Raw genomic sequence first — 25,000 nt, 5'->3', positions numbered from 1 at the left:
TTATTCGTGTGGGTGACTAGCTCAACGGTAGAGCAGTAGACTCTTAATCTATTGGTTGCGGGTTCGATTCCCTCGTCACCCACTCTCTTCAGCCTTTGATGTACATTCACTAATTATTTGTCACTGTTAACAGATTAATGTCACTGTTAACTAATTAATGTCATTGTTAACAGATTAATATCCTCTTTGAGAAATTAATGGCAACTTTAGAGAACTAGAATGTAACTTTCCTATAATATTATTCCACCTATATCTCACTTTTAGGTGATTGCGATACTTTAAAAGAAACCGCCTAGAATGCTTTTGCAAGATACCCACAGTTGGCGATTGCAGGAAGGATCCATAACGTCCTGTGCTTTAATCTCACCTTGTTAGAAAATATTTTTTGTCCAAAACATTTACGACCAATAGATTAAGAGTCCTTTCAACCCACCCTTTTTAACAAAACTTTTGTAGCTAATCTGAAAAATAAGATATAAATCTTTTAATCTTTTAACCCGTCGTCTCTATCCGAAGAGGTGTTGAAATCGATCTTCACTTCCCAATCCGATTGTGAATGACTTTTTTCAACCCGTCTCAAGCTAGAAGGGGTGTTGAAACCGCGGTACCAAGGCTAACAGCGCTTGAATTCCAAACTTTCAACCCGCCTCTAGCTGGGAGGGGTGTTGAAACTTTTCAATATATTGAGGATTTGCAAACTGTTGGCGTCTTTCAACCCGCCTCTAGCTGGGAGGGGTGTTGAAACTCAGCAGATGACTGTGCTTGAATTCGCATCAAGTCTTTCAACCCGCCTCTAGCTGGGAGGGGTGTTGAAACTTGGTAGGTCGATTGTATTCATAAGAATATTTTGCTTTCAACCGGCCTCTAGCTGGGAGGGGTGTTGAAACCTCTAGCAGGTTCGTAGGATTGGTTCGTAAAATCCAGCTTTCAACCCGCCTCTAGCTGGGAGGGGTGTTGAAACTTAAATTTCATGGTGACGACCGTCCCTTCATCCAACTTTCAACCCGCCTCTAGCTGGGAGGGGTGTTGAAACTCTGCGCTTCAAACCCTTGATTTACCAATAGTTATGAAGGCATTTTTGTCACGTCTCCCAAAATCACCCGTCAGTTAATACTTAAAAAAGTAAATCAACTGACACATTAAAGGCTATAAACCTTATTAAACAAGCGATTTAAAGTTTTGGCAGGAGTCCCAGGGAAATCGCCCCCGCTTTGCCATGCCAAAAAATAATTAAGGTGGGTTCCTCCTTGGTCGGAGGTGATTCAGTAGCCACCACTGCGGTAAACCCGCACCTCTATTACTGGGGGCGCACCTAATTCCTATCCACAAGGGATAGCAGCATCAAGGTGGGCAGCTACCAGGGTCAGAAAGCAAGACTGTTTAACAGCAGTCAAACTAACCCAAATTTACACAGCACAGAGGCTTGTAACAAGCATGAACTGCGGCGCTGTTGAATTTCCTTATTTTATTGTCAAGGTTCGGTGTTTTGTCAATCAGTTTATTTTGCGGGAATGGTAAGCTGCGATCGCTAATTCTTTCGCTTTCTCCTGCGGGCTTCCTTTAACTGACTGTTTTGCCTCCTCTACAACAATTCCAGCTTTTTTTGCTTGATTTTGAATGCTTGTAATCAATCTGCCATAACTCCACTGATGAACACTAACTCGATACTGTTTGGCAAACTTTTTTTGAACTTCTATTAAGTCTGATTTTTGTTCAGCTTTGGCTTGAACCTCACTTTGAACTTGTTCTCGCATATCGCCCAACTTAGGGAGGACAATACTACCAGCTTTATATGTTTGTGCGATCGCTAGAATTTCTTTAGCTATCAATCTGTCTACATACTGCCCTAACTCTGATTCTCCCAATTGATTTGGTGCAGCAAGCGTTTGAGCTATTTGGCGTTGATGAGATAAGGAGTGCTTTTGTTGTCGCTGTCTATTAAGCAGTCTGTAATTATCACCAAGTATTTGTTTAATACTCCGGTGGATAAGCACTTTACCTGTAGAGCCATCAACTACTGCTACTGTTGTAGGCTTTTCTAGACCAAAGCTAACACCAACAAGAATATGAGATAGACCTTTATATAAGGGCTTATTGGGACGAGGAAAAGGGTTATTAATTCTGGCTAATGTGGAGTTTTTCCTTTTTATATAAGCTAGCTGTTTGTCATTGAGGTCGTCCTTGGCTTTAATTTTGGTGAGAATTTTGGCAATTTCTTCTGCCTTTTCTTCTCTGACTAGGTTTGTTCCTTCATCTGTCCACAGACGAGTATCTACAGAACAGTAGAGAATTAAATGGTTAACATTCCAAGGATCGCCTTTGCCTTCCTCTTCCTGCCAAGCAATAAGTCCACTTCGGAGAGTGAATAGGCTACTGGAGTGCTGTTTTTTACCGATTCGTTTGATTTGCTGGTCTTCATAGAAACGTTGAAACCAATGGAGTTGACGAGAGTCACAATATATTTGGAAAGTATGTTCACTAAAACCATTGAATTTTACACAGATACGCCCATCTTTGTTTTTGAACCAAGTCATATCTTCATTGGTCTCAAAAGCAACTGGAAAAGGTACTCTACTAGGTTTTTTTAATAAATTGTCTTGCCATGATTTCGCCTCAGCTTCATTGCTAGGAACTTTTTGAGTGGCAATAATGAGAGTTTCTAGCCATTTCGTATCGGTTAAATCTCTTCCTTTAGGAATTCGAGCAGCTAGCTGTTCCGTAAGACGTTCAATTTGAATTTCTACTTTGCGCCGACGCTGGGCAAACTTTTTTAAGTCTTCTTCTTTCTCACTCACTTTGCATCTATTTTTAAGCAAATAGCTGATAGCACAACGAGTTAGGTTATCTTCTGTGTTGCTGTAAGCCTCAAATAGGCTCTTGGAGACAGTGCGATCGCTATCCGAATCTTTTGATTTTTTAGTTTTTTGTCGTTTCTTTCCTTTGGCTGGTTGTGGTTCAACCGTATCTGACTGGGGTGTAACTTGAGCCAGAATTTCAGCAGCTTTGATACGAAGGCTTTCTAAGTTAACACCACTGGCTTCTACTAATTCAGTATCACTTTTGAGCATTTCCAACCAGCGATTTTTACCGTCCAGTTGGTACTGCAACCTTTTCATCAGTGCTAACCAAGATTTGTAGATGTAGTTAACTCTAGCGATCGCACTCGTGTAAAACCGTCCTGGTTGACCAATAAAGCGAGAGTCGGTTTTGAGTACTGCACACAGTTGCTTGACTATCCCAGTAGGTATTTTTCCCTTTTGTCGCCAGGTTTCAAAATCAGGATCTTGAGCTACTTGAAGCAGTAATTCATTAGTCAGTGGAGTGTTTTGATCTGCCATGAGCTTCCATAGCTGTTGGCGAGTAACAACACTAGCGACAAGACGACACTGAATCGTGTTTTGACTCATCGATTTTAAATTTAAAAACATATTATGTTCAATAATACCATATATGTTTAGTAAAATGCTGTGCATAAAATGATTTCATGCAGGAAACTTTTTTTACGAGTAAACAAGCTGCTGAAATCACAGGCTGCACTCTGCGCCAGCTCCAATACTGGCGAGAAAAGGGTGTAGTTATGCCTGTTATCGGTGAGACTGGAATAGGGCGTAGTATTTATTACTCAAAGCCGAATTTGATCGAACTGGCAGCAATGTTATATTTTTTGTCTATGGGGCTAAATTTTGATGTTGCTAATACTACGCTTAAAACATTGAAAGACAAGGAACCAGAATTATTTGAATCTGGTAAAGGTACGCGGTGGATGCTCCAACGAGACAATCACAAGCGATCGCTCGAACTTGTAGAGTTTGAATTAGAACAAGCGATCGCGCAAATAAAAGCAGGCCAGCCTGTAATTCCAGTATGGTTAGATACCATACACGAGCGTATAGCTAGCAAGTTGAAAGATTAGGTTTAAGCAGTTTGGAAGTGTGTTGGAGTGTCTCTCAACAAGAGATATACTGGCAAAGCATTAGTCTCGCAATCTCAGCATCTACTATGGGCAAACTCACGCTGCCGCAACTAGAACGTCATCTTTTTTCTGCTGCGGATATTCTGCGGGGAAAAATGGATGCTTCGGACTTCAAAGAATACATCTTCGGGATGCTTTTTTTAAAACGCGCCTCGGATGTATTTGAGCCGCAGTATGAGCAGATTTTGCAGCAGAATTTGCAAAGGGGACGCACACAAGAAGAAGCAAACATGAGGGCAGAAAACCCTACCACTTACAAAGAAACTTTTTTTGTACCAGAAAAAGCGCGGTGGGCATATATTCGTGATGAGCTACATAAAAACGTCGGACAAGGGCTAAATGATGCTTTGACGGCATTTGAGGAAAGTAACGAAGCGCTGACAGGTGTATTAAAACATATTGATTTTAATCGTCAAGCCGGTAAAAATCGGATTCCTGATGTCAAGTTGCGCGAACTGATTAAACACTTCAATAAATATCGTTTGCGAAATGAGGATTTTGTATTTCCTGATTTGCTGGGTGCGGCTTACGAGTACCTGATTAAAGAGTTTGCAGATTCAGCCGGGAAAAAAGGGGGCGAGTTTTATACGCCGCGTGAAGTAGTGCAGCTGATGGTGCGTCTGTTAAAACCTCAACCTGGGATGTCAGTTTACGATCCCTGTTGTGGTTCTGGTGGAATGTTAATTCAGTCCAAGCAATATGTAGAAGAATGCGGTCGTGATGCCAGAAATTTAGCACTATACGGCCAGGATAATAACGGCGGCGTATGGGCAATTTGCAAAATTAATATGCTGCTGCACGGCATTAGAGATGCAGATATACATAATGATGATACTCTGTTTAATCCCTTGCATATTGCTGACGGTGAACTAATCCGCTTTGACAGAGTAATCAGTAATCCGCCTTTTTCTCAAAACTATAGCCGCGAGGGAATGCAATTTTCTGGACGCTTTACGCATGGTTATTGTCCTGAGACGGGTAAAAAAGCAGATTTGATGTTTGCCCAGCACATGTTAGCTGTTCTCAAAACTGATGGGATGATGGCGACGGTAATGCCGCATGGGGTGCTGTTTCGGGGCGGAGAAGAAAAGAAAATTCGGGAGAGTTTTATTAAAAACGATCAATTAGAGGCAGTGATTGGCTTACCACCCAATTTGTTTTATGGCACAGGTATCCCCGCCTGTATTTTGGTGATGTGTCCACAAGGGGCGAAACCAGTTGAACGCCAGGGAAAAGTTTTGTTTATTAATGCTGATGCTGAATATTATGCAGGTCGCGCTCAAAATTATTTGCGTCCTGAGCATATCGAAAAGATTTCCTGGGTATTTGAAAATTTTGTGTCTTTACCAGGATATTCGGCAGTAGTAACTAAGGAAAAATTGGCAGAAGAAGGTTACAGCTGTAATATCCGCCGCTATGCTGATAATGCACCACCACCAGAACCACAAGATGTAAAAGCGCATTTATTTGGGGGAATTCCCAAGGCTGAGGTCGAAGCGAAGCGCGAATTATTGGCAGCACATGGGTTTGACCCCAGTAGGATTGTAGCGGAGAGGAATTAGTGGATTATTTGGATTTTATTTCTGCAATTAGCGAAAGAGGGCAGATTAAAAGTTTTATAGAATCTGATGCTGGTGTGCAGCAGCAAGAAGGCAAACTTTATAGTGTGTTTGCTGCTTGGTGGCAAGTACACTCGACTAGTTTGGGTGAGTTGCCGAAAACCAAAAAGGTGATGGAACTCCGCGCTGAGTTTTTTAGTTCTTTTGTGGATAGTTTGCAACCTGTGGGATTACTTGACCGCTTTAAAGTGGCGGGTGTGGTTGCTAGTTGGTGGAATGAACAGAGGTATGAACTCAGAACTTTATCAGAGTCAGATTTTGGTGGTTTAGTTGATAGTTGGGTAGATACGATTAAAGATGCTTTAGAGCAAGATGATGATGAGAAGAAAAAACAGGCAAAATTTAACCCTCTAAATCATAAATTGGTTGGGCGGTTGATGCCGGATTATTTACAAGATATTGCTGAGGCTGAGGCGAAAATTGCAGAATTAGAACAGCAAAAGTCAGCTTTTGAGCAGGGAGAGGAAGCTGAGGCGGATGCTGAAGAAGAAGGTGAAGAATCAGAAACAGTTAATATTGTCAAGGATTTAGAGACACACCTTAAGTATATAAAAAATTCGATTAAAGAGCCGAAGAAAGAACTCAAGATTTTAAAGAAGGCATCTTTATTTAATAAGGATAAAATTGCTGAACTTGAGATTTTTATTGAAGAGAATGAAGCGAAAATTGCCGAAATAGAAGCCCAACTAGAACCCTATAAGAAAATTGTTCAGCAGTTGAAGGAAGAAAAAGCAAAATTAAAGACGTTAAAGAATGAATTGGTGAAGCGTTTGGAAGCTGCGCGGGCTACGTTGACTGATGAAGATTGTCAGGATTTGGTGTTAGCGATTTTCAAAGATGGGTTAATTGCTGAATTGGAGCGATATGTTACCGCGCACCGTCAACAGGTGATTGCGGCGGTAGAAAATTGGTGGGATAAGTATCGGGAGACGTTGCAGGATATTGAGGCGGAACGAGATGCAGCAGCGAAGAAGTTGAATGAGTTTTTGCAGGGGTTGGGGTATGCGTGAGGTTTTGGTAAAAAATGAGGAGTTTAAAGATTCGCCTCTGGGGAGGATTCCGAAGGATTGGCAGGTAGATAAATTAGTTTCCCGTGCTTCAGTTTTTGGAGGCAAACGTTTACCGTTAGGTCACTCATATTCTGATAACCCGACAAAATTTAGATATTTGCGTGTTGTTGACTTTTTTGAAAGAGATATTGATTTTGAAGCGTTGGAGTTTTTGAAGCCATCTACTTTTAAAGCCATAGAGCGATACGAAATTCATAAAGGTAATCTTTTTATTTCTATTGCTGGCTCGTTAGGCTATGTCGGTGTATTTGGAACTAAATATCAAGAACAACGCACAATACTTACTGAAAATGCAGCACGAATCGTACTTCATGATGATTCTTTGCCAGAATTTGTTGCTTATCAAATGAACAATTCTGTAGTACAAAAACAAATTGAAGCAGAAAAAGGCACAGGTGGAGGTGTTCCAAAATTAGCTCTTTTTCGTATTGAGAATCTTTTACTGACGTTTCCACCACGAGAGGAACAGGAAAAAATTGTAGCCATCCTTCAGACGTTAGATGAAGCGATCGCTTGCACATCTTCCCTTATTATAAAACTCAAACAAACCAAAGCCGGACTACTGCAAGACTTGCTCACACGCGGGTTAGATGAGAATGGCAAATTGAGAGATCCACAGGCGCATCCTGAACAATTTAAAGATTTGGCGCTAGGACGAATTCCGCAAAAGTGGACTGTAAAAGAATTTGGTGAATACATTGCACATCTTGATAGTGGTTGGAGTCCTATCTGTGAAGCAGAGCCAGTAGCTAATGGTGAATGGGGAGTACTCAAAACAACTGCTGTTGTATGGAGTGGTTATAATCCTTCAGAAAGCAAAAAATTACCTTCAAATCTTGAACCACGATACTCATCTGTTGTCGAAACTGATGATATTCTCATAACTCGCAAAGGCCCGCGTGAGCGAGTAGGTGTAGTAGTTCATATTCCATCAACACCTGCTAATCTGATGATGCCAGATACAGTATTTCGAGTACGTCTGAAAGAATCAAGCCCGTTATTACCTGCTTTTATACCACTCACACTTGGTTCTGTATCTGTACAACAAGATTGGAATCGTAAAAAAGTTGGTTTAGCTGAAGCGCAAGTTGATATTAATTATGGAATTGTGCGTGAAACAATAATTTATATACCACCAAAATCTGAGCAAAAATACATAATTCAAATTTTAAATACTTATGACACCCGTATCCGCACAGAAGAAACCTACCTTAATAAGCTCAAACTCCAAAAACAAGGACTAATGCAAGACTTATTAACCGGAAAAGTGCGAGTTAACACAATCAAATAATCCAACAGTCAAAAGCTTTTGCAAATTCAACAGCAATATGAACTAATGCTTACAGCATTGGTATGGATAACTTGCCCTTAGTTTTCTTTTTATAGTATATTTGTACTAAAATAGTGGATGATGATGTTCAAGCAAGGTATGTGGTTAGAGGAAAATGTTGAAACCCTTGACAGTATTAGGTTTGCATTAAGTTTCAAGATAATCTGACAATCTTTACAAACTGCTTAAAATTCTTATCACATTAAGATTTAAAATTAAAATATCAGTGATTCACCCCAAAGCTGAATTTAGCTTTAATATAATGCAGAATCCGCTGCATTTACATTGGGGGGAGCTTTGCGTTTTTATTTCAAAAAAAACAAACTCGAAGCACTTTACACAGAAGAAAAAGATGCTCATAAATACCCAGGTGTGGTTGATGACTTTTTTGAAGTCATGGCGATTATTGATGCTGCTGTCGATGAGCGAGAATTATATGCTCTAAAAGGGTTGAGATTTGAGAAACTCAAAGGTAAACGAGGAAAACAAGGACAACGTTCTTTACGTTTAAATGACCAGTGGCGTCTAATCGTGACAGTGGATGAGGATGAACAGGGACATTACCTCACAATAATCGATATCGAAGATTACCACTAACCAGAGCAGCAGGGGAGACAGAAATATGAGCCAGAAGCTAACACCAGCGAGAGTACCAACACCAGGAAAAATTTTAAGTAGAGAATTAGAAGCGCGTGGCTGGACACAGAAAGATTTAGCAGAAATTATGAGTCGTCCAGTTCAAGCCATCAACGAAATTATCCGGGGAAGTAAGCAAATTACACCAGAAACAGCTATCGAACTCTCCCAAGCTTTGGGGACTTCTCCTGAGTTCTGGACAAACCTTGAGGCAAAATATCGTCTTCATCTAGCGGGAAAAGAAAAAAATGAGCAAGACATAGCTCGTAAAAGTCGATTGTATACAATAGCCCCCATCTCCGAACTCATCAAAAATAGGTGGATTCAAGCAACAGATTCGATTGATGAATTAGAACAGCAAGTCTGTAATTATCTCGGAATCTCGTCTTTAAATGAAATACCCCAATTAGCAGTTAACTTTCGTTGTTCCGAGCATAGAGAACCAGAAGAAACCTCTCGGATAGCTTGGGTAAAACGAGTTGAGTATCGTGCCAAACAACAAACAGTTGCTAATTTTGATCGCAAGCAACTAGAAGTTGCTATCCCTGAAATTCTTGCTTGTGCTGAACAAGTAGAAACTATTGTGCGGATTCCTAAATTGCTAGCAGATTTAGGAGTACATTTTGTAATCGTGCCTCATCTAAAAAAAACCTATCTCGATGGTGCAGCTTATTACTTGAACGATAAACCAATTATTGCCTTGACATTGAGATATGACCGGATTGACTCATTTTGGTTTACTCTTATGCATGAATTAGCACATATTGTTTTAGGACATCAAGGGATTTATTTAGATAACTTAGATGCTTTAGAAGACAATGACAAAGAGAAAGAAGCTGATAAAGAAGCTGCTAACTGGTTGATAGAACCTCAAGCCTTTAAGGTTTTTGTTTCCGGGGTTAAAAAATACTTCTCTCGTCAAGCAATTGAAGAATTTGCTCACACTCATCGCAGATATCCAGGGATCATTCTTGGTCGTTTACAGCATGACAAATTAGTTGACCATAAAAACTTGAGACCGTTACTCGTGAAAGTCAGCCCTCTGTTGGAAAATTGGATTGATAACTAGGTTGACATAGTTAGTTAACATAATCATGTTTGAATTTAAGCAAGGCAACCTATTAGAAGAAAAAGTAGAAGCTCTAGTTAACACTGTTAATTGTGTTGGTGTCATGGGCAAAGGGATTGCCTTGCAATTCAAGCAAGCTTATCCTGAAAACTTCCGCCACTATGAGAAAGCCTGTAAAGCTAATGAAGTCCAGCCAGGGCGGATGTTTACCGTAGCAACAGGTAGCTTATTAAACCCCAGATATATTATCAACTTCCCCACAAAGCGCCATTGGAGAAATAATTCAAAGATAGAAGATATTAAAAGTGGACTGGTGGCTTTGGTGCAACAAGTACAGCGATTAGATATTACATCAATTGCAATGCCAGCTTTAGGATGCGGTAATGGTGGCTTGAATTGGGCTGATGTTAAGCCACTGATAGAATCAGCCTTTGCCCAAATACCAGATGTACAGGTAATTATTTTTGAGCCGTTATCCCAAACTAGCACAAGATAGTGAGCAGGCGATCGCCCTAGTGCATGAGTGGAGCGATCGTAAGCGCAAGCTATTTAAGCCTGAACATATTCGCAAAGCTTGGCAGCGTTTGTATGAGCAAAACTGGTTGATTTCCACAGAGATGTAATAAAAATATATCGGCTTAAGAATTACTTTTTGATTTTCTTGGATTTGGAAACTGCGTAAACAGAATCATTTGCAGTTCGTCCTAACATAAGAAAGTTATCAACTCCAGTACAGTCTTCAGGAAATGTAGAGGGCTTTATTGGATGCAAATCAATTTGCACGTTTGCCTTATCACTAGGGCAAAGCTGATTAAACTTGTGTAAACTTAATAATCCTTCATAGCTGGAAAGTTGATGAGTAATTAAAAAGGCAATCGGATAAAATTTAATCATATTGAAAAAGCCAGGTACTTGAAAGTTCCCTCTTACAGCTGGCATTCCAAAATCTCTCAATATACTAATTTTCTCATAAGGATAAACCCAATAGAAAATATGAACATCATTAGGAATTGGCAATGAATTATCCAAGATGCAAGGTCTGATGAGCGTGTCTATGACTACTTCATCGGTTTGTGTTTTTGCTGCGAGAAGATGACCTAAAACAGAGTGCATAATTGCATTTGGATAGCATTCAACCTCAAAATAATTTGGCAAAGTCAAACTACTCTCGACAAAGCCTTCAATTTTCTGGCTAAGTTCACCTAAAGCCCAATCGTATCTATTACCTAATTTATTATTGCAATCGCTGCATATCGTTTTATAAGTCACTCCATTTTGAGAAATTCTAGGACGAAATGAACGGTCTCCTGTCATTTCAGATAAAAGCTTATAAATGAATATATTTTTAGCTGGAGGACAAGCTTTAGGAGGCACATGGTCTTCCGATAATTCTTTCTCTAGTTGACAGATATTACAAATTCGGTCTTTCTTTTTAAACTTTTCAACAATGGATTGTTTGGAATTTTTCATAATGGTAATTAGATATAGTAATAACTATGCTCAGTGTGTTTTTTAGTTATAGCTTCCCTATAAGCACTTTGTTAGTACACTTATACCATTTATTTTAGATTAAAAAAAACAAACAGATGTTATAAAGGGTAAATTATTAGCTAAAAATGATACTTTTTAGTATTGATATAAAAGTATAAATACTGAAATATTGCACAAAAATAAAAATAATGCCAGAAAGCCCAGAATTTACCCATGTAGAAAAACCAACCATTGATCAACTCATCAGCATGGGTTGGCATTATGTGGAAGGTAACTGGAATGATCCTCAAGTTACCGAACGGGAAAACTTCAAGCAAGTTCTACTGACAGAACGCCTCAAAGCAGCTATGAAACGCATCAACCTGGATGACGACGGTAATCCCTGGCTCGATGATCTTCAAGTTCAAGCCGCAGTAAGTCAGTTAGAACGCCTGGGTGCAAATAGATTAATGGAAGCCAATCAAGCCGCCACAGAATTGCTACTCAAAGGAACTACAGTTTTAGGACAAGACGGCAAACAGCACACTGTTCATTTTATTGAATTTAATCCCGAACATTGCGATCGCAACGATTTTCTCGCCGTCAATCAATACCGAGTAGACCCGCCTTGGGCAACAGGTAATCGGGGATTTATCGTTCCAGACATGGTACTACTTGTTAACGGCATTCCTCTAGTAGTGATTGAATGTAAAAGTCCCAATTTAGATAACCCGATAACTGAAGCAATTCAAGACTTATTGAAATATTCCAACCAACGGGGTAGCAGTCAACCAGAAGGCGCAGAAAAATTATTCCACTACAATCTGCTGATGATAGCAGCCTCTAGAGGACGGGCAACAGCCGGAACCATCGGCGCAAATTATGAACATTATGTTGATTGGAAAGATACCATTCCCAGCCCCCAAGCGGAAATTGCTGCACAATTAGGCGTTTCTGAATTGAATTTTCGCCAAACCCTCATCGCTGGGATGTTGAAACCAGCTAATTTGATCGACATCCTGCATAATTTCACTCTATTTAAAACCAGTGGGGGACGCACCATCAAAATTGTCCCCCGTTACCAGCAATATCGGGCAGTTTATAAAGCACTGTACCAACTTCAACAGAATCAAACCCGCGCCCAACATGGCACAGATGACCAACGCGGTGGCATTATCTGGCATACCCAAGGTTCAGGTAAAAGCCTGACAATGGTTTACCTAATTCGGAAAATTCGCACTATCCCAGAATTACGCCGCTTTAAAATTGTTGTTGTCACCGACCGCCGAGACTTAGAAAAACAACTTGCAGATACCGCCGTCCTCACCGGGGAACCATTACAAAAAGCTAAAAAGGTCAAAAAGCTAGAACAATACTTGCAACAACCAGGCGCTGGCTTAGTCTTCGGGATGATTCAGAAATTTAAAGGCGGCGAAGATTCTGAGGAAGAAGCAGAAATTGAATCAATTCCGAAAAACCTCAATCCTTCCGAAAATATCTTAGTGCTAATTGACGAAGCACACCGTTCTCATGCCAAAACCCTCCACACCAATTTATTAGAAGCCTTACCTAACTGTGTCCGTATTGGCTTTACTGGTACACCCATTGTCAAAGCTGCCAAAAAAACCACCCTGCAAATTTTTGGTTCATTTATCGACGAATACAATATCCGCCAATCCCAAGAAGATAAAGTCACTTTGCCCATTGTCTACGAAGGATTAGAAGCTAGAGGTACTGTAACCCAAGGTGATGACCTCGACAAACTTTTTGAAATTATCTTTGCTGATAAAACCCCAGAAGAACAGGCGCAAATTAAAGCCAAGTACGCAACTAAAACCCAAGTCGGCGAAGCACGCGAATTAATTAAAGCCAAAGCTAAAAGTATGCTGCGTCATTATCTTGAGCGCATTTTAGCAGGAGGCTTTAAGGCGCAAGTAGTCGCCTCTACCCGTCTCGCCGCCGTCCGTTACCAAGAGGCGTTTGTGGAAGCGCAACGGGAAATAGTACAGCAGCTAGAACACCGCGCCCCCCTTCTGCAAAGTCTCGATACGGAGGCTTTAGAATCGCTTGATGCCGAAACTCGTTTTTTTGCTCAAGCACTCCCACATCTTGAAATCATACGCAAACTAGAATTTGCTGTTATCATCTCTGGTGATAAAGGAGATGACGGTAGTTGGAAAAAGTGGACAGATAAAAGTCAACAAGAAATTAATATTGAGAAATTTAAAAAGTCTTTAGACCAAGATAGTTTAGGGATTTTAATTGTAAAAAATATGCTGCTAACGGGTTTTGATGCACCGTTAGAACAAGTTTTATATTTAGATAGGTCGTTAAAAGAATACGAATTGCTGCAAGCGATCGCTCGTGTTAACCGAGTGTATGATGATAAAAAAACAGAAGGTTTAGTGGTCGATTATTACGGCGTTGATATCGCTGCTGCACTCTCGGTTTATGAAAATCTTGATACAGAATCTGCCTGGTTTGATATTCGTGAAGAATTACCAAAATTGTGCGAAAAACATCAGCAAGTTATTGCTATTTTTACTAAAAATGGCTGCACAATTGATAATGTAGATGCTTGTGTAGACTTGCTCAGAGATGAACGCCTCAGAGTTGAATTTAACGACTGTTTCAAAGACTTTCTCAACACTCTCGATACAATACTGCCGCGTTCAGAAGCACGTCAGCCCTATAATTTTGTTCGAGATGCTAAAAAACTAGGTTTTATTAAAAAAGCTGTTGCTGACCTCTATAGAGATGAAAAACTTAACATCGTTAGTGCCAAAGAGAAAGTTAGGGCATTAATAGACCAATATATTGAATCGCAAGGTATTGACCCAAAAGTGCCACCGATTGATATCATGTCACTGGATTTTAAAACCCATGTACAGCGCCATCGCTCGATTAAAGCACAAGCCGCAGAAATGGAATTCGCTGCCCGTCACCATATCAGCGTAAATTATGAAGAAGACCCAGTTTACTACAAAAATTTAAGTGAAAAACTAACAGAAATTTTGGAATCTTTAGCTGATAACTGGGAAGCAAAAGTTGAGGCTTTACGGAAATATATAGAACAAATCCAAACTGGTCGTACTACAGATGAGACTGGATTAGATCCTAAAACTCAAATGCCATTTCTCAACATCTTAGGTGAATATTCCCAAAAACAACTCCCCGAACTTGCTCAAGCAACTGTGGAAATTGTCGAACATATCCGCCAAGAAGTACGACGGGTAAATTGGGGTAGCCAAATAGTCCAAGAGGATTTAAGAAGGTGGATAGCAGGCTACTTGGACGATCGTGATTTAGTGAGTTACAACCAACTCGAAGAAGTTGCAGATAAATTAGTCCAACTAGCTAGGAGAAATCATGATAATTTAATGGCATGACAAGCATCACCTTTGGCGACCTAAGTTTTGAAATTCGCCACAGTTCCAAACGCCGCACCGTAGGTATTACCGTCGAACGTGATGGTAAATTAGTCTTAGCTTCTCCCCCAGAAGTACCAATAGAAACATTAGAAAGAATTGTCAGCGAGAAACGTTACTGGATTTACAGTAAACTCTTAAAAAAAGAGTCATTAAATCCACCAGCTAGCGTTAAAGAATACGTATCAGGTGAAGGTTTTTATTATCTAGGACGTAGCTATCGCCTCAAAGTAGTAGATGGAGGTCAACAACAGCCATCTCTGAGATTATATCAAAGCCGCTTTGAGCTACAACGCCCAGCACAAGCTCAAGGTCGAGAACACTTTATTAAATGGTATCGGGAACACCTTCAGCCAATTGTAGAACAACAAATTGCCACACTGATTAAACGAGTTACTACTTTGCCTCGTTCAGTACAAGTACGTGAGTTAGGGAATCATTGGGGTTCTTGCGGACACAAAGGGGATGTATATTTTCACTGGCGAGTAGCAATGCTACCACGAACGATGATTGAGTATTTGGCAGTTCATGAATTAGTGCATCTAATTGAACCGGATCACAGCACTGCATTTTGGCATAGGGTGGAGCGTATTGTGCCAGATTATCTTGAGCGAAAGCAGTGGTTAGCTCAGAATGGCGCAATCTATAACCTTTAGAAAAATAATTAAGAGCGATCGCATTTTTATAAGAGTCATCAAACAGTTTTTACCATTTGGTGTGGTTTTCTCGTAGAAGCCACCAGCGATCGCCTCATGCATTACGTAAGCTGATTGTTTCAGCGGGGACAAGGAAGACGGATTCATGGAGCGATCGCACCAAAAGTTTGAGTAAGAGAGGCTATTGTTGTTGTAGGCTTTCTATTTGCTGCTGTAAAAAATTGGCACGTCTACTATCACCTAATAAAGTGTATCCATTCTTAGCTTGAGAATACCAACTTATAGCTTGCTTATTATCATCTGTTGCAGCATAGACTTCCCCTAAAGCGAATTGGGCTAATATCTTCTCTTCTAAATCTTCATCACTTTTGGCAAGTTTGATTGCTGCCAAATAATTGTCCACTGCTTTTTGGGCTAATCCAGTTTGCCAGTAAATATCTCCTAAGGAGCGATAAATGATTGTTGATCGCTTACCTTTTTTTACTAAAGTTTCTAAAGTTGCGATCGCATCTGCACTCAAGTTATAGCTTTTGAAGGTATCAGTAGTCAGACCATAGGCTTGAATTGCATCTTGCGGTAAAGTGTAGCGGCTGTAAAAATTTGCCAACATTAGAGCAGTTACTTGTTCATTTAAACCTAATTTAGTTATTTTAGTTACTTCTGATTGGATAGCTGTTGCCTCAGATTTACGTAGCACACTAAAATCTAGGTTAGATGTGCCTTCGTCCTGAGATGTTTTGCCAGTATTGGCTTTAATAACTAATGAATAGTTTGTTCCTGGTTGTAATCGAGGTAAGCCAGGATAAACTAGAGAATTGTTTTTGACCTGCTTTTGCCACAGTATTCCTGTGGGACTCTGCAAAGTTACCGTATATTGCGTAGCTTTAGGTATAGCATTCCAACGGAAAGTAGGAGTATTGTTCAACAGTAGGGTATGACGAGGAGTAATTAAATAGGGAATCAGCGGATTAGTACCGCCTAAAGTCCCAGCAGGTGGAGGTGCTTTAGAGATGATTGCTTGCCAAACAGGACAGATTGTTTTTAAACCTGATGGCACTCCTATAGGAACAAATGGTTTGGAGAGATTAGGACAAACTACTCTCACCCTGACACCCTTATCAGGCTTGATCTGATCTCCCTGATTTAATTCTGTTCCCACAGAAACAGGACGAAAATTTGACCAATCAGGGCGCTTGAGGAAGATTCTGCCTGTTGAGGAGTCAATTCTGGCTGAGTAGACAACTGCTGGTTGATCTTGGGCAATCGCAGTTTTTGCCATCCCCAACACTACAGCCCCTAAGACCAATATTTTGCAAGTTAAATTCAAGTTACTCATTTCTGATTCTCCTGTTCTGTCAAGCGTTTTTGAGCAGTAATCACCCAACTATCTTCATCAGTACTAGATGTAATATCGGCATATTGAATGCAAGTTTCCCATTCTTTGAAAGCGCCTTTTTTATCCTTTTGGGCTTCCATAACTTGTGCTAATAGACAGTGAGGAGCGGCAATATTGTTTGTTACTTTGGCGGATTGTTGTAAGTCAATTGCTTCTAGTAGTTTTGCTTGTGCCTTTGGATAATCGCTTTGCATTAGCCTTGCCCAACCTAGATTTTTTAGTAAAGCGTGTTTAGTCTCTGCACTAAGTTTTAACTTCTGTTCATCAGCCAATGATTTTTGGAGCAAATGAGTCGCAGCCGGATAGTTTTTGTTTAGGATGTAAAGACGAGATAGATTATTGATGGCATCGGGAATATTATCTTGTGCTGCAATTTGATATTCGGTACGAGCAAGATCGAGTTTTTGCAATTCTTCGTAAAGTAAACCTAACCGAAAATGGGCTAGGGTATCATCAGGGTTGAGTTTGATTGCTCGTTGATAATTCTCTTCCGCGCTTCCCCAGTCACCTTCTTTGTAATTGTTGAAGCCCCATTTATTATATTGGATAGCAATTTGTGGTAAAGATATCCGCAAACCTACTAAACCAATTACTAATAATAATGAAAAACCTGCACTAATTTCATGCCAAAATCGCTCTGGGATTTTCCTACTTTTAAGAATACTTTTGTAAGCTTCTTGTCCTGCTAGAGTAAGTGCGCCGCCAGCAGTTAGTAAGGTCAAAATGCTTTGGGTACTAACTGCCAGTGCGCCTAGTGTATCTGGCCCACCTGTGAGGAAACGAGATGAAATGTCTCCGACTAAACCAAGAGAAATAGTTAGCGAAGATATAGAAACGGCACTCCAAAACCAATCAAGCTGATCCCAAAATTTATAAGGCTTTCTTTCAGGTTGTAATGACCACCACCACGCTTCTTTGGGAGGATTGAAGCTGGTTTGCCAATCAACAGTTTCGCAGATGGTGGCGATCGCTGTAGCATTGTCTTTGAGTATCTTGTCTAGTTGAGCGATCGCTGCTAAACTCTCTCCAGATGTCTGCATAGTATCTGCCAGTGCTGCCTGTACTTCGTCTCGTGCTGTGAACACTTCTAAAATTTGTGTGCGTGTAAGTTGCTGTTTTACTTCTTCTGGTTGATTTGGTTGAGCAGCATCTGCGATTATATGATTGGGATCTGTAGATGCATCAATAGTAGTCTTAAGTTGCTCAACAGCTGTTTGATAACGTTTTATTGCCTGTTGCAGGCGAGAATCAGTCATAAGCAGATAAAAAGCAGAGAGTGTTATTAATTTTGGTTCACCAATAAGAATGAATGCTGCCTAATCGTTTGAACTCATCTTCATCACTTTACTCTGATTCACCAATTAAGGTAAATGCTGCCCATTTTTTAGGATTTTTTGGATACTTTTGCATTGTAGTTAACATTGCTTGTCGCAGTGCTTGGGCTTTGTTGAGATGACGTTCTTGCATATTTCGGTAGAATTCAATCATTAATTCTGCGGTTGATACATCATTCACTGCCCATAGAGAAACAAGAACACTAGGAATACCAGCAGTCATAAATCCACGGGATAATCCGATGATTCCTTCACCTGTGATTTGTCCTCTAGCTGTATCACAAGCACTCAGAACAACTAAATCGGCTGCCATTTCCGGCATATTCTGTATATCACTTGTTGTCATAAAACCTGAATTATTAGAAGATGGTGCCAGTGCGATCGCACCAGGCCCATCCTCACTGAAAACTTCCAGTAATCCATGTGTTGCTAGATGAATCAATCTTACCCCTGTAATTAAATGATTCACTTGTGCAACCGTTGCTTTATCACCTATTAAAGCTTGCACCTTAAAGAAATTAGCAACCGCTTGAGCTTCTTGTTCTGCACCTAATAAACTAGGCAAACGCTCAGACTTTTGCCCTTGAATACTGGAAAATTCTGGCATTGTAGGGTTGCCCACAACAAGTGCTGGTTTAATGAAATCATGAAGCTCATTCTGTCTTTCCCGAACACGCTGTCTTAGCTTATGTGTAAGAGATAGCGAGCGAATAGAAGGTGCAATAGATATTGTGTTTTTTTCGATTAAATATTGTCCATGTTCGTCTTGCAAGGCAGCAAACGGAACTAGCGTTAAGCTCCGATGTGGAATGAAAATAACTTTTTTATTAGCATCACGAGGTAGTAGCTCGGCAATTGGTTGAATTAAAAGCTGATATAGCTGATGTAGCTGAGTTAATTGTTGTGTATCATCGATAGGCTCAATGCTGATGGACGAGCTTCGACCTCTTACACCCATAGCCTCTCGGCTATCAATTAACACTTGAGCTAATGGTTTTTTCAACCACTTCAAATCAACTTCTCGAAAATCAACTTTCCCAGTTGACTGAATCACCCAAATAAATAATTTTGTAGGTTTGGGGAGTAAATTCTCAAGAGATAGTTCTTGAATTTGTATAAACTGTTTGGCAGTTGACGCACCAGATGAAAAGGCATTTGTTTCATCATCTCGATACTGATTGCTATCTACGATATCTTCATAAATAATCGAGTACTCAACTAACGTGCTATTTTGCAGACGAGCAACCTGCTGTAGTTCCTTTAATGTTACTGGTTTACTACCTAGTTCTTGCTGAGAAAATTCAGAAAGTCGAAAACCCAAATCGTCAATCAGGGCAATCGTCCTTACTTGCTCAGATGCTGTCAAAGCTTGGTTTTTTTGCTTTAGTTGGACTAGAATAGATTGCAGATAGCTAGAAGTTAGAGCCTGCTGCTCTCCAATATCAAATATCTTTAAACGTACAGCATCGCTTCTAGATAGAAAATCAACCTGCTGCTTTTGATCTTCTCTTTGCGTCTTTTTCCAGAGATTGCTCCAGATTTCTCCAGAAGTTTGTAATGTTTTTTCCGCACCTGGCAAATCACCCAATTTCCCCAAAGTCCATCCTAGTTTTGTTAAAGTTCTGGCCTGAGCAATTAATAGACCTCTTTCCTGCTTGGGAACGATGAACGGTGGTATTCCGTTTTGCTCTGTTGGAAGTTTGGCAATAATCGTCGCTTTCTTATATTGCTGAGTTGCAGCAGTATAGTTACCTGATTTAACATAGTCATCGCCTAAATCCATGAGCATTTGCCAACCTGCCAAATTCAGATCGAATTCGCCATTCCATCCTTGAAAGACGGTCAGTTCGTCAGTAGGTAGTGTAGACAGAATTTGCTCGCGTTGCTCTTTTGCCTTAACGGGAAAAGATTTCTCCAAATTGTCTAAGGCTGTATTTAGATGCTTGAGGACAAGGATGGTAGATTTGCGATCGCCTAATCGTTGCGATATTTGCATTGCCTGTTTCAGGGATTGAATTGCTGGCTCAAATTGCTGAAGTGCGATCTGTTCTAGCCCTTGCTTCAATAGCTTGTCTGTTTCAGCGTTTATTTGATTCTGTTGGGGCTGTGTCAACCCTGGCAAAGGAGTCAATAAACTAGTTGTCAGGAAAACCAGAAGTGCTGAGAAGCAAGCAACATTAAGCTTGAGCCAGGAAAATTTAAATCGCATACTACTTTAAATGCAAAAGTGAATATTCATTCTTAGCAATGACCCAACCTATCGACTTACTAAGATGGCAAGATTTCAAATGTAATCGATAGTGCAGCCATCTGCTGTGTGTCTATTTGGCTGGTTCCATCAACTCGCGTTATGCCTGCACCACGAGTACCTTCGTCGAGATCGTTTAGTAAACTGACAATTGCCTCATCTGGTTTTTTATCTAAATTCACAGGTATTCCCCGTTGGCTATCTGATTCTGCTGCAAGTGCCTGCAATAACTCAATCGCCTTTTTGAAAGGTGTCGTACTGGCAATTACTAGTACTTCCGCGACACCAGGCTCACCAGCAATCCTAAATTTATACAATTCGCCGCGATCTGGGTCGGGGACTTGAATTTGTTGCCCTGCGGCAATGGGAGGAGCATCTTCATTTCCCGGTAGCGGTGAGAGAACTAACAACTCGCCATCTACACTGATGAGCAGCACACTGATGTAGAGATCGTGAGGTTCGTTATTCTGAACTAAAAAGCGGACTAAGGTTCCAGGTGTAATGCGTTGGACATTAGATGAGCGAGTGGTTTGTCCTCGACTACGACTCAGGGGTGCAACAGTTGCTCCTCTGACCGTAAATGCTTCTGCCTGAATAGCACCGCCATCCACTGTTTCCATTGCAGCGGCCACACTCAATTTTGAAGAGGTTGTATTTAAAGTCAGTTTTACCAAGCGTGCGGCTAATAAAGATTTGAGTTTTGCCTTCAAGCGATTACTTACTGCCTCAGATATACGTTCTCCAGCAGAACCATCAGAACCAGGAATTAGATCGGCTGCTGGAGAAAACAGGGCAATACTGCCAACTTCAGGTAACTTTTTAATATTCAATTTTTGCAACTGCTTGACATACTCCTGTGTCACTCGTCCCAGGATGTAATTTATATCTGGCTGATTAGCTGATACAGGCTCAATTCGTTTGTTAATTGCCCTAAGTGCCCGTCGTGCTGATTCTATATCTTGCCCTAACGATGAATCTAGTCCAATTCGCAAAGTCAGGTCATTGGGAATTGCCCGCGATCGCTCTTGCAATAATGCACCAGCTGCGATCGCCGCTCCTCTAGTTGTCGTCTGGATCAGTTTGCCTTGTGCTTTAAGTTGCTGTCGTGATTCAATCTGTACTTGCCCTTGTTCTCGCCCTTGACTATCTACCACCGTAAAGGTTGCACCTCGTCCAAAGGCTTTTAAACTCCGAGGATCTATCCCGCCTAAAAACAAATCAATTTGATTTCCTTGTACTTTAGTAACTACTGCTTCGGCTGGTATGTTTTTTCGATTGGTAAAGTAAACTATTTGCTTGTCGTTATTACTTCCCTGTTTGACGTTAAATTCTGGTTGTTGCACAACGCCGGATGTAGGAAAATATTCTTGCAGTATTTTTTGGGTTGTGGCGATCGCACTTACCATCACCCGATCAACTGACTCAGAGGATGTTTGTTGCCAAAGATAGCGACTGAGTATATAAGTAAAAATACCAACAGGCGTATCAGCAAAGCTCGTATCAATGGCTGACTGATCTCGTCTAGCAGCAGCAAGCATGACTCCTTTCGGCACACCTTGTTGACGCAATTTCACAAAGTCTGAGTTTGTCAACTTCAGCCGAGACATCAATTGTTTTTGAAATTCTTGTTCTTTAGTACTTGCTAAAAGTTGGATTTTGGAGTCTGTAATACGCAACAGTTCTTGATCGCCGGGACGCGATCGCACTGTCAAAATTCCTTTTCTTGCGCCACCTGAGTAACAGCTATCCAGCACAAAGGTGACGTTTTCTGTATTGATGGCTTGCATTAATAACCACAGAGTATGCCCAGTAATATCATTAACCTTACCTCCTTTATTTGGATATCCGGGTGGGAGGTGACTGTCGATGGGTACAATTGTGCTGACTCGTCCATCTTCAAAAATTTTATCTGGGTCGGCAACTTGAGAACCGTGCCCAGAGTAATGAAATACAACCACATCTCCAGGTTGCGCCCATTTAATTAGATGTTCTTCAAAAGCCTGTAATATGTTTTTACGGGTTGCCTCTTGGTCGTGTAGAATGCGGATGTCATCAGATTGAAAGCCAAAGAGATTAATCAAAAGTTCTTTCTGAATTTGAGTATCATTGACCGCCCCTTCCAGTGGATACCATTGAAAATCATTTACTTTTAGGTAATCATTAATCCCTACTAACAAAGCCCTTTTGCGTGGCGTATTTTGGGCTAAAACTTGAGCATAGCGAACAGCTTGTTGCTCAATTTCTAATTGGCTAATACCAAGAGTAGCTAAAACCGAACCAGCGAACTGCAAAAACTGACGACGCTTGATGATTGACATAGCCTACTCTTTTCCCCACATCCCCAAAGTAGATAATGATGAAGATTATCATCTGTAATATACGTATTAATACAGAAATAGGAAGAAAATTGAGTGTGTTGAAATAATTTGTAGTATTGAGGAGAAAAGAAAGATTACAAGTCATTTTTAGATATTACTCTGCCTCGCCAATAAGGGTAAATGCTGCCCAGTCTTTGGGATTTGGATGATTTTCCATAGTTTTGAGCATTGCTTGACGTAACGCTTGAGCTTTATCTAACTTGCGCTCTCGCCAGTTACGATAAAACTCAGTCATCAACTCAGCCGTGGGTGCATCGGGTACAGACCACAACGAAACAATAACACTGGGTGTACCTGCGGTAATCAAGGAACGGGATAGACCAATTACACCATCACCAGTAATTTGACCTAGCGCAGTATCACAAGCACTCAGGACAACTAACTCGGCATTTAGTTTCAAGTCTAAAATTTCATCGGCAGTAAGTAAACCATCGTTAAGTTGACCATTGCCAGATGGAGCAAGTGCGATCGCCCCAGGTACACCTAATCCTTTAAAATCATCTAATAACCCATGCGTTGCTAAATGAATAATCCTCGCTTGCGATAGCTTGGGTAACATTTTGGCTTTTATAGCTTGATTTCCTATAAATGCCTTAGTTTTAAATAGTTTAGCAATTTCATTTGCTTCCCCTTCTGACCCTGGCAAGTTAGACAACTGCTGAGGTGAATCGCCAAGTCTCGTAGTGACTTTAGGCATAGTGGGATTACCCACAACCAATGCTTCTTGCAAATCTGCGGGGTGTGGCTTTAGCCTTTGTTGATGGGTTAAATTTAGAACCTGAATCGCAGGTGCAGTGAGAATTGTATGTTTTTCAATCAAATATTTACCATTAGCATCCTGTAAGGCTGGAAAGGGAACTAGAAACAGTTGACCTTGAGGGATGAAGATAACATGAGAGTCTGGATCTTTGGGGAGAATGTCAGCAATGGGATCAATCAGCAATTTGTGGAGTTGCTGTAATCGGTTTTTTTGTTCTGCGGTATCATTTATAGGCTCTATCTCAATGCTTGCACGTCCTCTAACAGCAATGGACTCACGGCTGCTAGTAACAAGGTTTGCTAGAGGGATGTTTAAAGATTTTTTCAGAGCAACGGAGCGAAATTCTACCTTACCTGTAGGCTGGACGGCCCAAATGTAGAGGTCTTCATCGGAAACGATGGAGTATTCAACTACAGAAGCATTTTGCGTTCGGGCAATTTGTTTGATTTGCTCAAGATTGACGATGAATTTTTTTTGCACGGCTGCGGAATTTTGCTTTTGAAGATCGGGGGATAACCGGGATGCCAATAACTCAATAAATGCTTTTGCTCGTCCCCTTTCAGCCACTTCTAGCGCCTGGTTAGTTTTTTGTTGAGCAACTAAGACTCTTTGCAAATATCGGTAAGTAAATTCTTGAGTTTCAAAGATGGAGATTTTATTTTGATCGTTTAATCCAGGTCGCAGAGATTCCCAAATCTCAATGGCAGCTAGTAGGCTTATTTCAGCATCAGCGTACTGTTTTAAATTATAGTAATCAAATCCAATATTGTTGAGGGTAGTACCTTCACCAGAGCGATCGCCGATTTGTTTAATAATGACTAAAGCTTGCTGTAAGTACTCCAAGGCTTTGGGGTACTGTCCAAGACTTTCGTAAATTAAGCCAATGTTGTTGAGCGTTCTGCCTTCCGTAGAGCGATCGCCGATTTGTTTAATAATCGCTAAAGCTTGCTGATAGTAATCCAAGGCTTTGGGGTACTGTCCGAGACTGGAGTAAATAAAGCCAATGTTGTTGAGCGTTGTGCCAACACCTGCTTTATCGCCGATTTGTTTAATAATCGCTAAAGCTTGCTGATAGTAATCCAAGGCTTTGGGGTACTGTCCGAGACTGGAGTAAATTGCGCCAATGTTGCTGAGGGTTGTGCCTTCCGTATAGCGATCGCCGATTTGTTTAATAATTGCTAAAGCTTGCTGATAGTAATCCAAGGCTTTGGGGTACTGTCCGAGACTTTTGTAAATAAAGCCAATGTTGTTGAGGCTATTGCCAATGCCAGAGCGATCGCCGATTTGTTTAATAATGACTAAAGCTTGCTGTAAGTACTCCAAGGCTTTGGGGTACTGTCCGAGACTGGAGTAAATCTCGCCAATGTTGTTGAGCGTTGTGCCAACACCTGCTTTATCGCCGATTTGTTTACGAATGGCTAAAGCTTGCTGTAAGTACTCCAAGGCTTTGGGGTACTGTCCGAGACTGGAGTAAATAAAGCCAATGTTGTTGAGGCTATTGCCAATGCCAGAGCGATCGCCGATTTGTTTACGAATGGCTAAAGCTTGCTGTAAGTACTCCAAGGCTTTGGGGTACTGTCCGAGACTGGAGTAAATCTCGCCAATGTTGTTGAGCGTTGTGCCAACACCTGCT

General features: G+C 40.8%; 18 protein-coding genes and 1 tRNA gene. 11 read left to right on the top strand and 8 right to left on the bottom strand.

The window, feature by feature from the left end; all coding sequences use genetic code 11:
• Nucleotides 1–10: 10 nt before the first annotated feature.
• A tRNA-Lys gene (locus V7K84_RS30800) sits at nt 11–82 on the top strand.
• A gap of 1,411 nt (nt 83–1,493) precedes the next feature.
• Here the strand turns inward: V7K84_RS30800 and cas12k are convergent.
• The gene (gene cas12k, locus V7K84_RS30795; protein WP_334843860.1) at nt 1,494–3,407 is read right to left on the bottom strand and encodes a type V CRISPR-associated protein Cas12k; all 1,914 of its coding nucleotides are present in this window, start codon (nt 3,405–3,407) and stop codon (nt 1,494–1,496) included.
• Nucleotides 3,408–3,484: 77 nt separating this feature from the next.
• Between cas12k and V7K84_RS30790 the strand changes: the two genes are divergently transcribed.
• The 8 genes from V7K84_RS30790 to V7K84_RS30755 all read left to right on the top strand — a co-directional run bounded on the left by V7K84_RS30790 (nt 3,485) and on the right by V7K84_RS30755 (nt 10,320).
• Nucleotides 3,485–3,913 carry a MerR family transcriptional regulator gene (locus V7K84_RS30790; RefSeq protein WP_334843858.1) on the top strand — a complete coding sequence of 143 codons (429 nt, stop codon included), beginning with the start codon at nt 3,485–3,487 and terminating at the stop codon, nt 3,911–3,913.
• Between the two features lie 86 nt (nt 3,914–3,999).
• Nucleotides 4,000–5,535, top strand: coding sequence for a type I restriction-modification system subunit M (locus V7K84_RS30785; RefSeq protein ID WP_334843857.1), 1,536 nt, complete (start codon nt 4,000–4,002; stop codon nt 5,533–5,535).
• On the top strand, nt 5,535–6,602 hold the full coding sequence (locus V7K84_RS30780) for a hypothetical protein (RefSeq protein WP_334843855.1): 1,068 nt from the start codon (nt 5,535–5,537) through the stop codon (nt 6,600–6,602). The genes V7K84_RS30785 and V7K84_RS30780 overlap by 1 nt, the downstream gene beginning before the upstream one ends.
• Complete coding sequence (locus V7K84_RS30775; RefSeq protein WP_334843853.1) at nt 6,595–7,953, top strand: restriction endonuclease subunit S; 1,359 nt, start codon at nt 6,595–6,597, stop codon at nt 7,951–7,953. The genes V7K84_RS30780 and V7K84_RS30775 overlap by 8 nt, the downstream gene beginning before the upstream one ends.
• A 336-nt stretch (nt 7,954–8,289) precedes the next feature.
• A complete protein-coding gene (locus V7K84_RS30770; RefSeq protein ID WP_292754256.1) occupies nt 8,290–8,589 on the top strand; it encodes a type II toxin-antitoxin system RelE/ParE family toxin in 300 nt (99 codons plus the stop codon).
• A 25-nt stretch (nt 8,590–8,614) separates the two neighbouring features.
• Nucleotides 8,615–9,697, top strand: coding sequence for a HigA family addiction module antitoxin (locus V7K84_RS30765; RefSeq protein ID WP_334843848.1), 1,083 nt, complete (start codon nt 8,615–8,617; stop codon nt 9,695–9,697).
• A 25-nt stretch (nt 9,698–9,722) separates the two neighbouring features.
• Nucleotides 9,723–10,193, top strand: a complete 471-nt coding sequence (gene darG / locus V7K84_RS30760; RefSeq protein ID WP_334843845.1) for a type II toxin-antitoxin system antitoxin DNA ADP-ribosyl glycohydrolase DarG — start codon at nt 9,723–9,725, stop codon at nt 10,191–10,193.
• Entirely contained in the window at nt 10,162–10,320 is a 159-nt protein-coding gene (locus V7K84_RS30755) for a hypothetical protein (RefSeq protein WP_334843843.1), read from the top strand. Before darG ends, V7K84_RS30755 begins: the two co-directional genes overlap by 32 nt.
• 22 nt (nt 10,321–10,342) lie before the next feature.
• Here the strand turns inward: V7K84_RS30755 and V7K84_RS30750 are convergent, their stop codons facing one another.
• The gene (locus tag V7K84_RS30750; RefSeq protein ID WP_334843841.1) at nt 10,343–11,167 is read right to left on the bottom strand and encodes a hypothetical protein; all 825 of its coding nucleotides are present in this window, start codon (nt 11,165–11,167) and stop codon (nt 10,343–10,345) included.
• Between the two features lie 209 nt (nt 11,168–11,376).
• Here V7K84_RS30750 and V7K84_RS30745 point away from each other — a divergent pair, with 209 nt between their 5' ends.
• Both V7K84_RS30745 and V7K84_RS30740 read left to right on the top strand, forming a co-directional pair.
• Nucleotides 11,377–14,556, top strand: a complete 3,180-nt coding sequence (locus V7K84_RS30745) for a type I restriction endonuclease subunit R (protein WP_334843839.1) — start codon at nt 11,377–11,379, stop codon at nt 14,554–14,556.
• Nucleotides 14,553–15,251, top strand: a complete 699-nt coding sequence (locus V7K84_RS30740) for a M48 family metallopeptidase (protein WP_334843837.1) — start codon at nt 14,553–14,555, stop codon at nt 15,249–15,251. The genes V7K84_RS30745 and V7K84_RS30740 overlap by 4 nt, the downstream gene beginning before the upstream one ends.
• Here the strand turns inward: V7K84_RS30740 and V7K84_RS30735 are convergent.
• From V7K84_RS30735 to V7K84_RS30710, 6 genes are all read right to left on the bottom strand, one after another.
• Complete coding sequence (locus V7K84_RS30735) at nt 15,219–15,398, bottom strand: hypothetical protein (RefSeq protein ID WP_334843835.1); 180 nt, start codon at nt 15,396–15,398, stop codon at nt 15,219–15,221. The two genes, V7K84_RS30740 and V7K84_RS30735, sit on opposite strands and share 33 nt — an antisense overlap.
• Nucleotides 15,399–15,432: 34 nt before the next feature.
• The gene (locus V7K84_RS30730) at nt 15,433–16,587 is read right to left on the bottom strand and encodes a tetratricopeptide repeat protein (protein ID WP_334843833.1); all 1,155 of its coding nucleotides are present in this window, start codon (nt 16,585–16,587) and stop codon (nt 15,433–15,435) included.
• On the bottom strand, nt 16,584–17,903 hold the full coding sequence (locus tag V7K84_RS30725) for a tetratricopeptide repeat protein (protein ID WP_334843831.1): 1,320 nt from the start codon (nt 17,901–17,903) through the stop codon (nt 16,584–16,586). The genes V7K84_RS30730 and V7K84_RS30725 overlap by 4 nt, the downstream gene beginning before the upstream one ends.
• A gap of 88 nt (nt 17,904–17,991) precedes the next feature.
• Nucleotides 17,992–20,190 carry a CHAT domain-containing protein gene (locus V7K84_RS30720; RefSeq protein ID WP_334843830.1) on the bottom strand — a complete coding sequence of 733 codons (2,199 nt, stop codon included), beginning with the start codon at nt 20,188–20,190 and terminating at the stop codon, nt 17,992–17,994.
• Between the two features lie 59 nt (nt 20,191–20,249).
• Entirely contained in the window at nt 20,250–22,547 is a 2,298-nt protein-coding gene (locus tag V7K84_RS30715) for a caspase family protein (RefSeq protein WP_334843829.1), read from the bottom strand.
• 154 nt (nt 22,548–22,701) lie between these two features.
• On the bottom strand, nt 22,702–25,000 hold a 2,299-nt coding region (locus V7K84_RS30710), incomplete at its 5' end, for a CHAT domain-containing tetratricopeptide repeat protein (protein WP_334843826.1).

This window comes from Nostoc sp. (assembly GCF_036917315.1).
GTDB lineage: Bacteria > Cyanobacteriota > Cyanobacteriia > Cyanobacteriales > Nostocaceae > Nostoc.
This window is presented reverse-complemented; position numbering and strand designations above follow the sequence as displayed.

What these genes read in the sequence shown, in the direction of transcription:
- V7K84_RS30735 (WP_334843835.1), bottom strand. Translation starts at nt 15,398, where the DNA reads ATGAATCCGTCTTCCTTGTCCCCGCTGAAACAATCAGCTTACGTAATG.
- V7K84_RS30745 (WP_334843839.1), top strand. Translation starts at nt 11,377, where the DNA reads ATGCCAGAAAGCCCAGAATTTACCCATGTAGAAAAACCAACCATTGAT.
- V7K84_RS30765 (WP_334843848.1), top strand. Translation starts at nt 8,615, where the DNA reads ATGAGCCAGAAGCTAACACCAGCGAGAGTACCAACACCAGGAAAAATT.
- V7K84_RS30775 (WP_334843853.1), top strand. Translation starts at nt 6,595, where the DNA reads ATGCGTGAGGTTTTGGTAAAAAATGAGGAGTTTAAAGATTCGCCTCTG.
- V7K84_RS30720 (WP_334843830.1), bottom strand. Translation starts at nt 20,190, where the DNA reads ATGCGATTTAAATTTTCCTGGCTCAAGCTTAATGTTGCTTGCTTCTCA.
- V7K84_RS30785 (WP_334843857.1), top strand. Translation starts at nt 4,000, where the DNA reads ATGGGCAAACTCACGCTGCCGCAACTAGAACGTCATCTTTTTTCTGCT.
- cas12k (WP_334843860.1), bottom strand. Translation starts at nt 3,407, where the DNA reads ATGAGTCAAAACACGATTCAGTGTCGTCTTGTCGCTAGTGTTGTTACT.
- V7K84_RS30750 (WP_334843841.1), bottom strand. Translation starts at nt 11,167, where the DNA reads ATGAAAAATTCCAAACAATCCATTGTTGAAAAGTTTAAAAAGAAAGAC.
- V7K84_RS30740 (WP_334843837.1), top strand. Translation starts at nt 14,553, where the DNA reads ATGACAAGCATCACCTTTGGCGACCTAAGTTTTGAAATTCGCCACAGT.
- V7K84_RS30790 (WP_334843858.1), top strand. Translation starts at nt 3,485, where the DNA reads ATGCAGGAAACTTTTTTTACGAGTAAACAAGCTGCTGAAATCACAGGC.
- V7K84_RS30715 (WP_334843829.1), bottom strand. Translation starts at nt 22,547, where the DNA reads ATGTCAATCATCAAGCGTCGTCAGTTTTTGCAGTTCGCTGGTTCGGTT.
- V7K84_RS30730 (WP_334843833.1), bottom strand. Translation starts at nt 16,587, where the DNA reads ATGAGTAACTTGAATTTAACTTGCAAAATATTGGTCTTAGGGGCTGTA.
- V7K84_RS30725 (WP_334843831.1), bottom strand. Translation starts at nt 17,903, where the DNA reads ATGACTGATTCTCGCCTGCAACAGGCAATAAAACGTTATCAAACAGCT.
- darG (WP_334843845.1), top strand. Translation starts at nt 9,723, where the DNA reads ATGTTTGAATTTAAGCAAGGCAACCTATTAGAAGAAAAAGTAGAAGCT.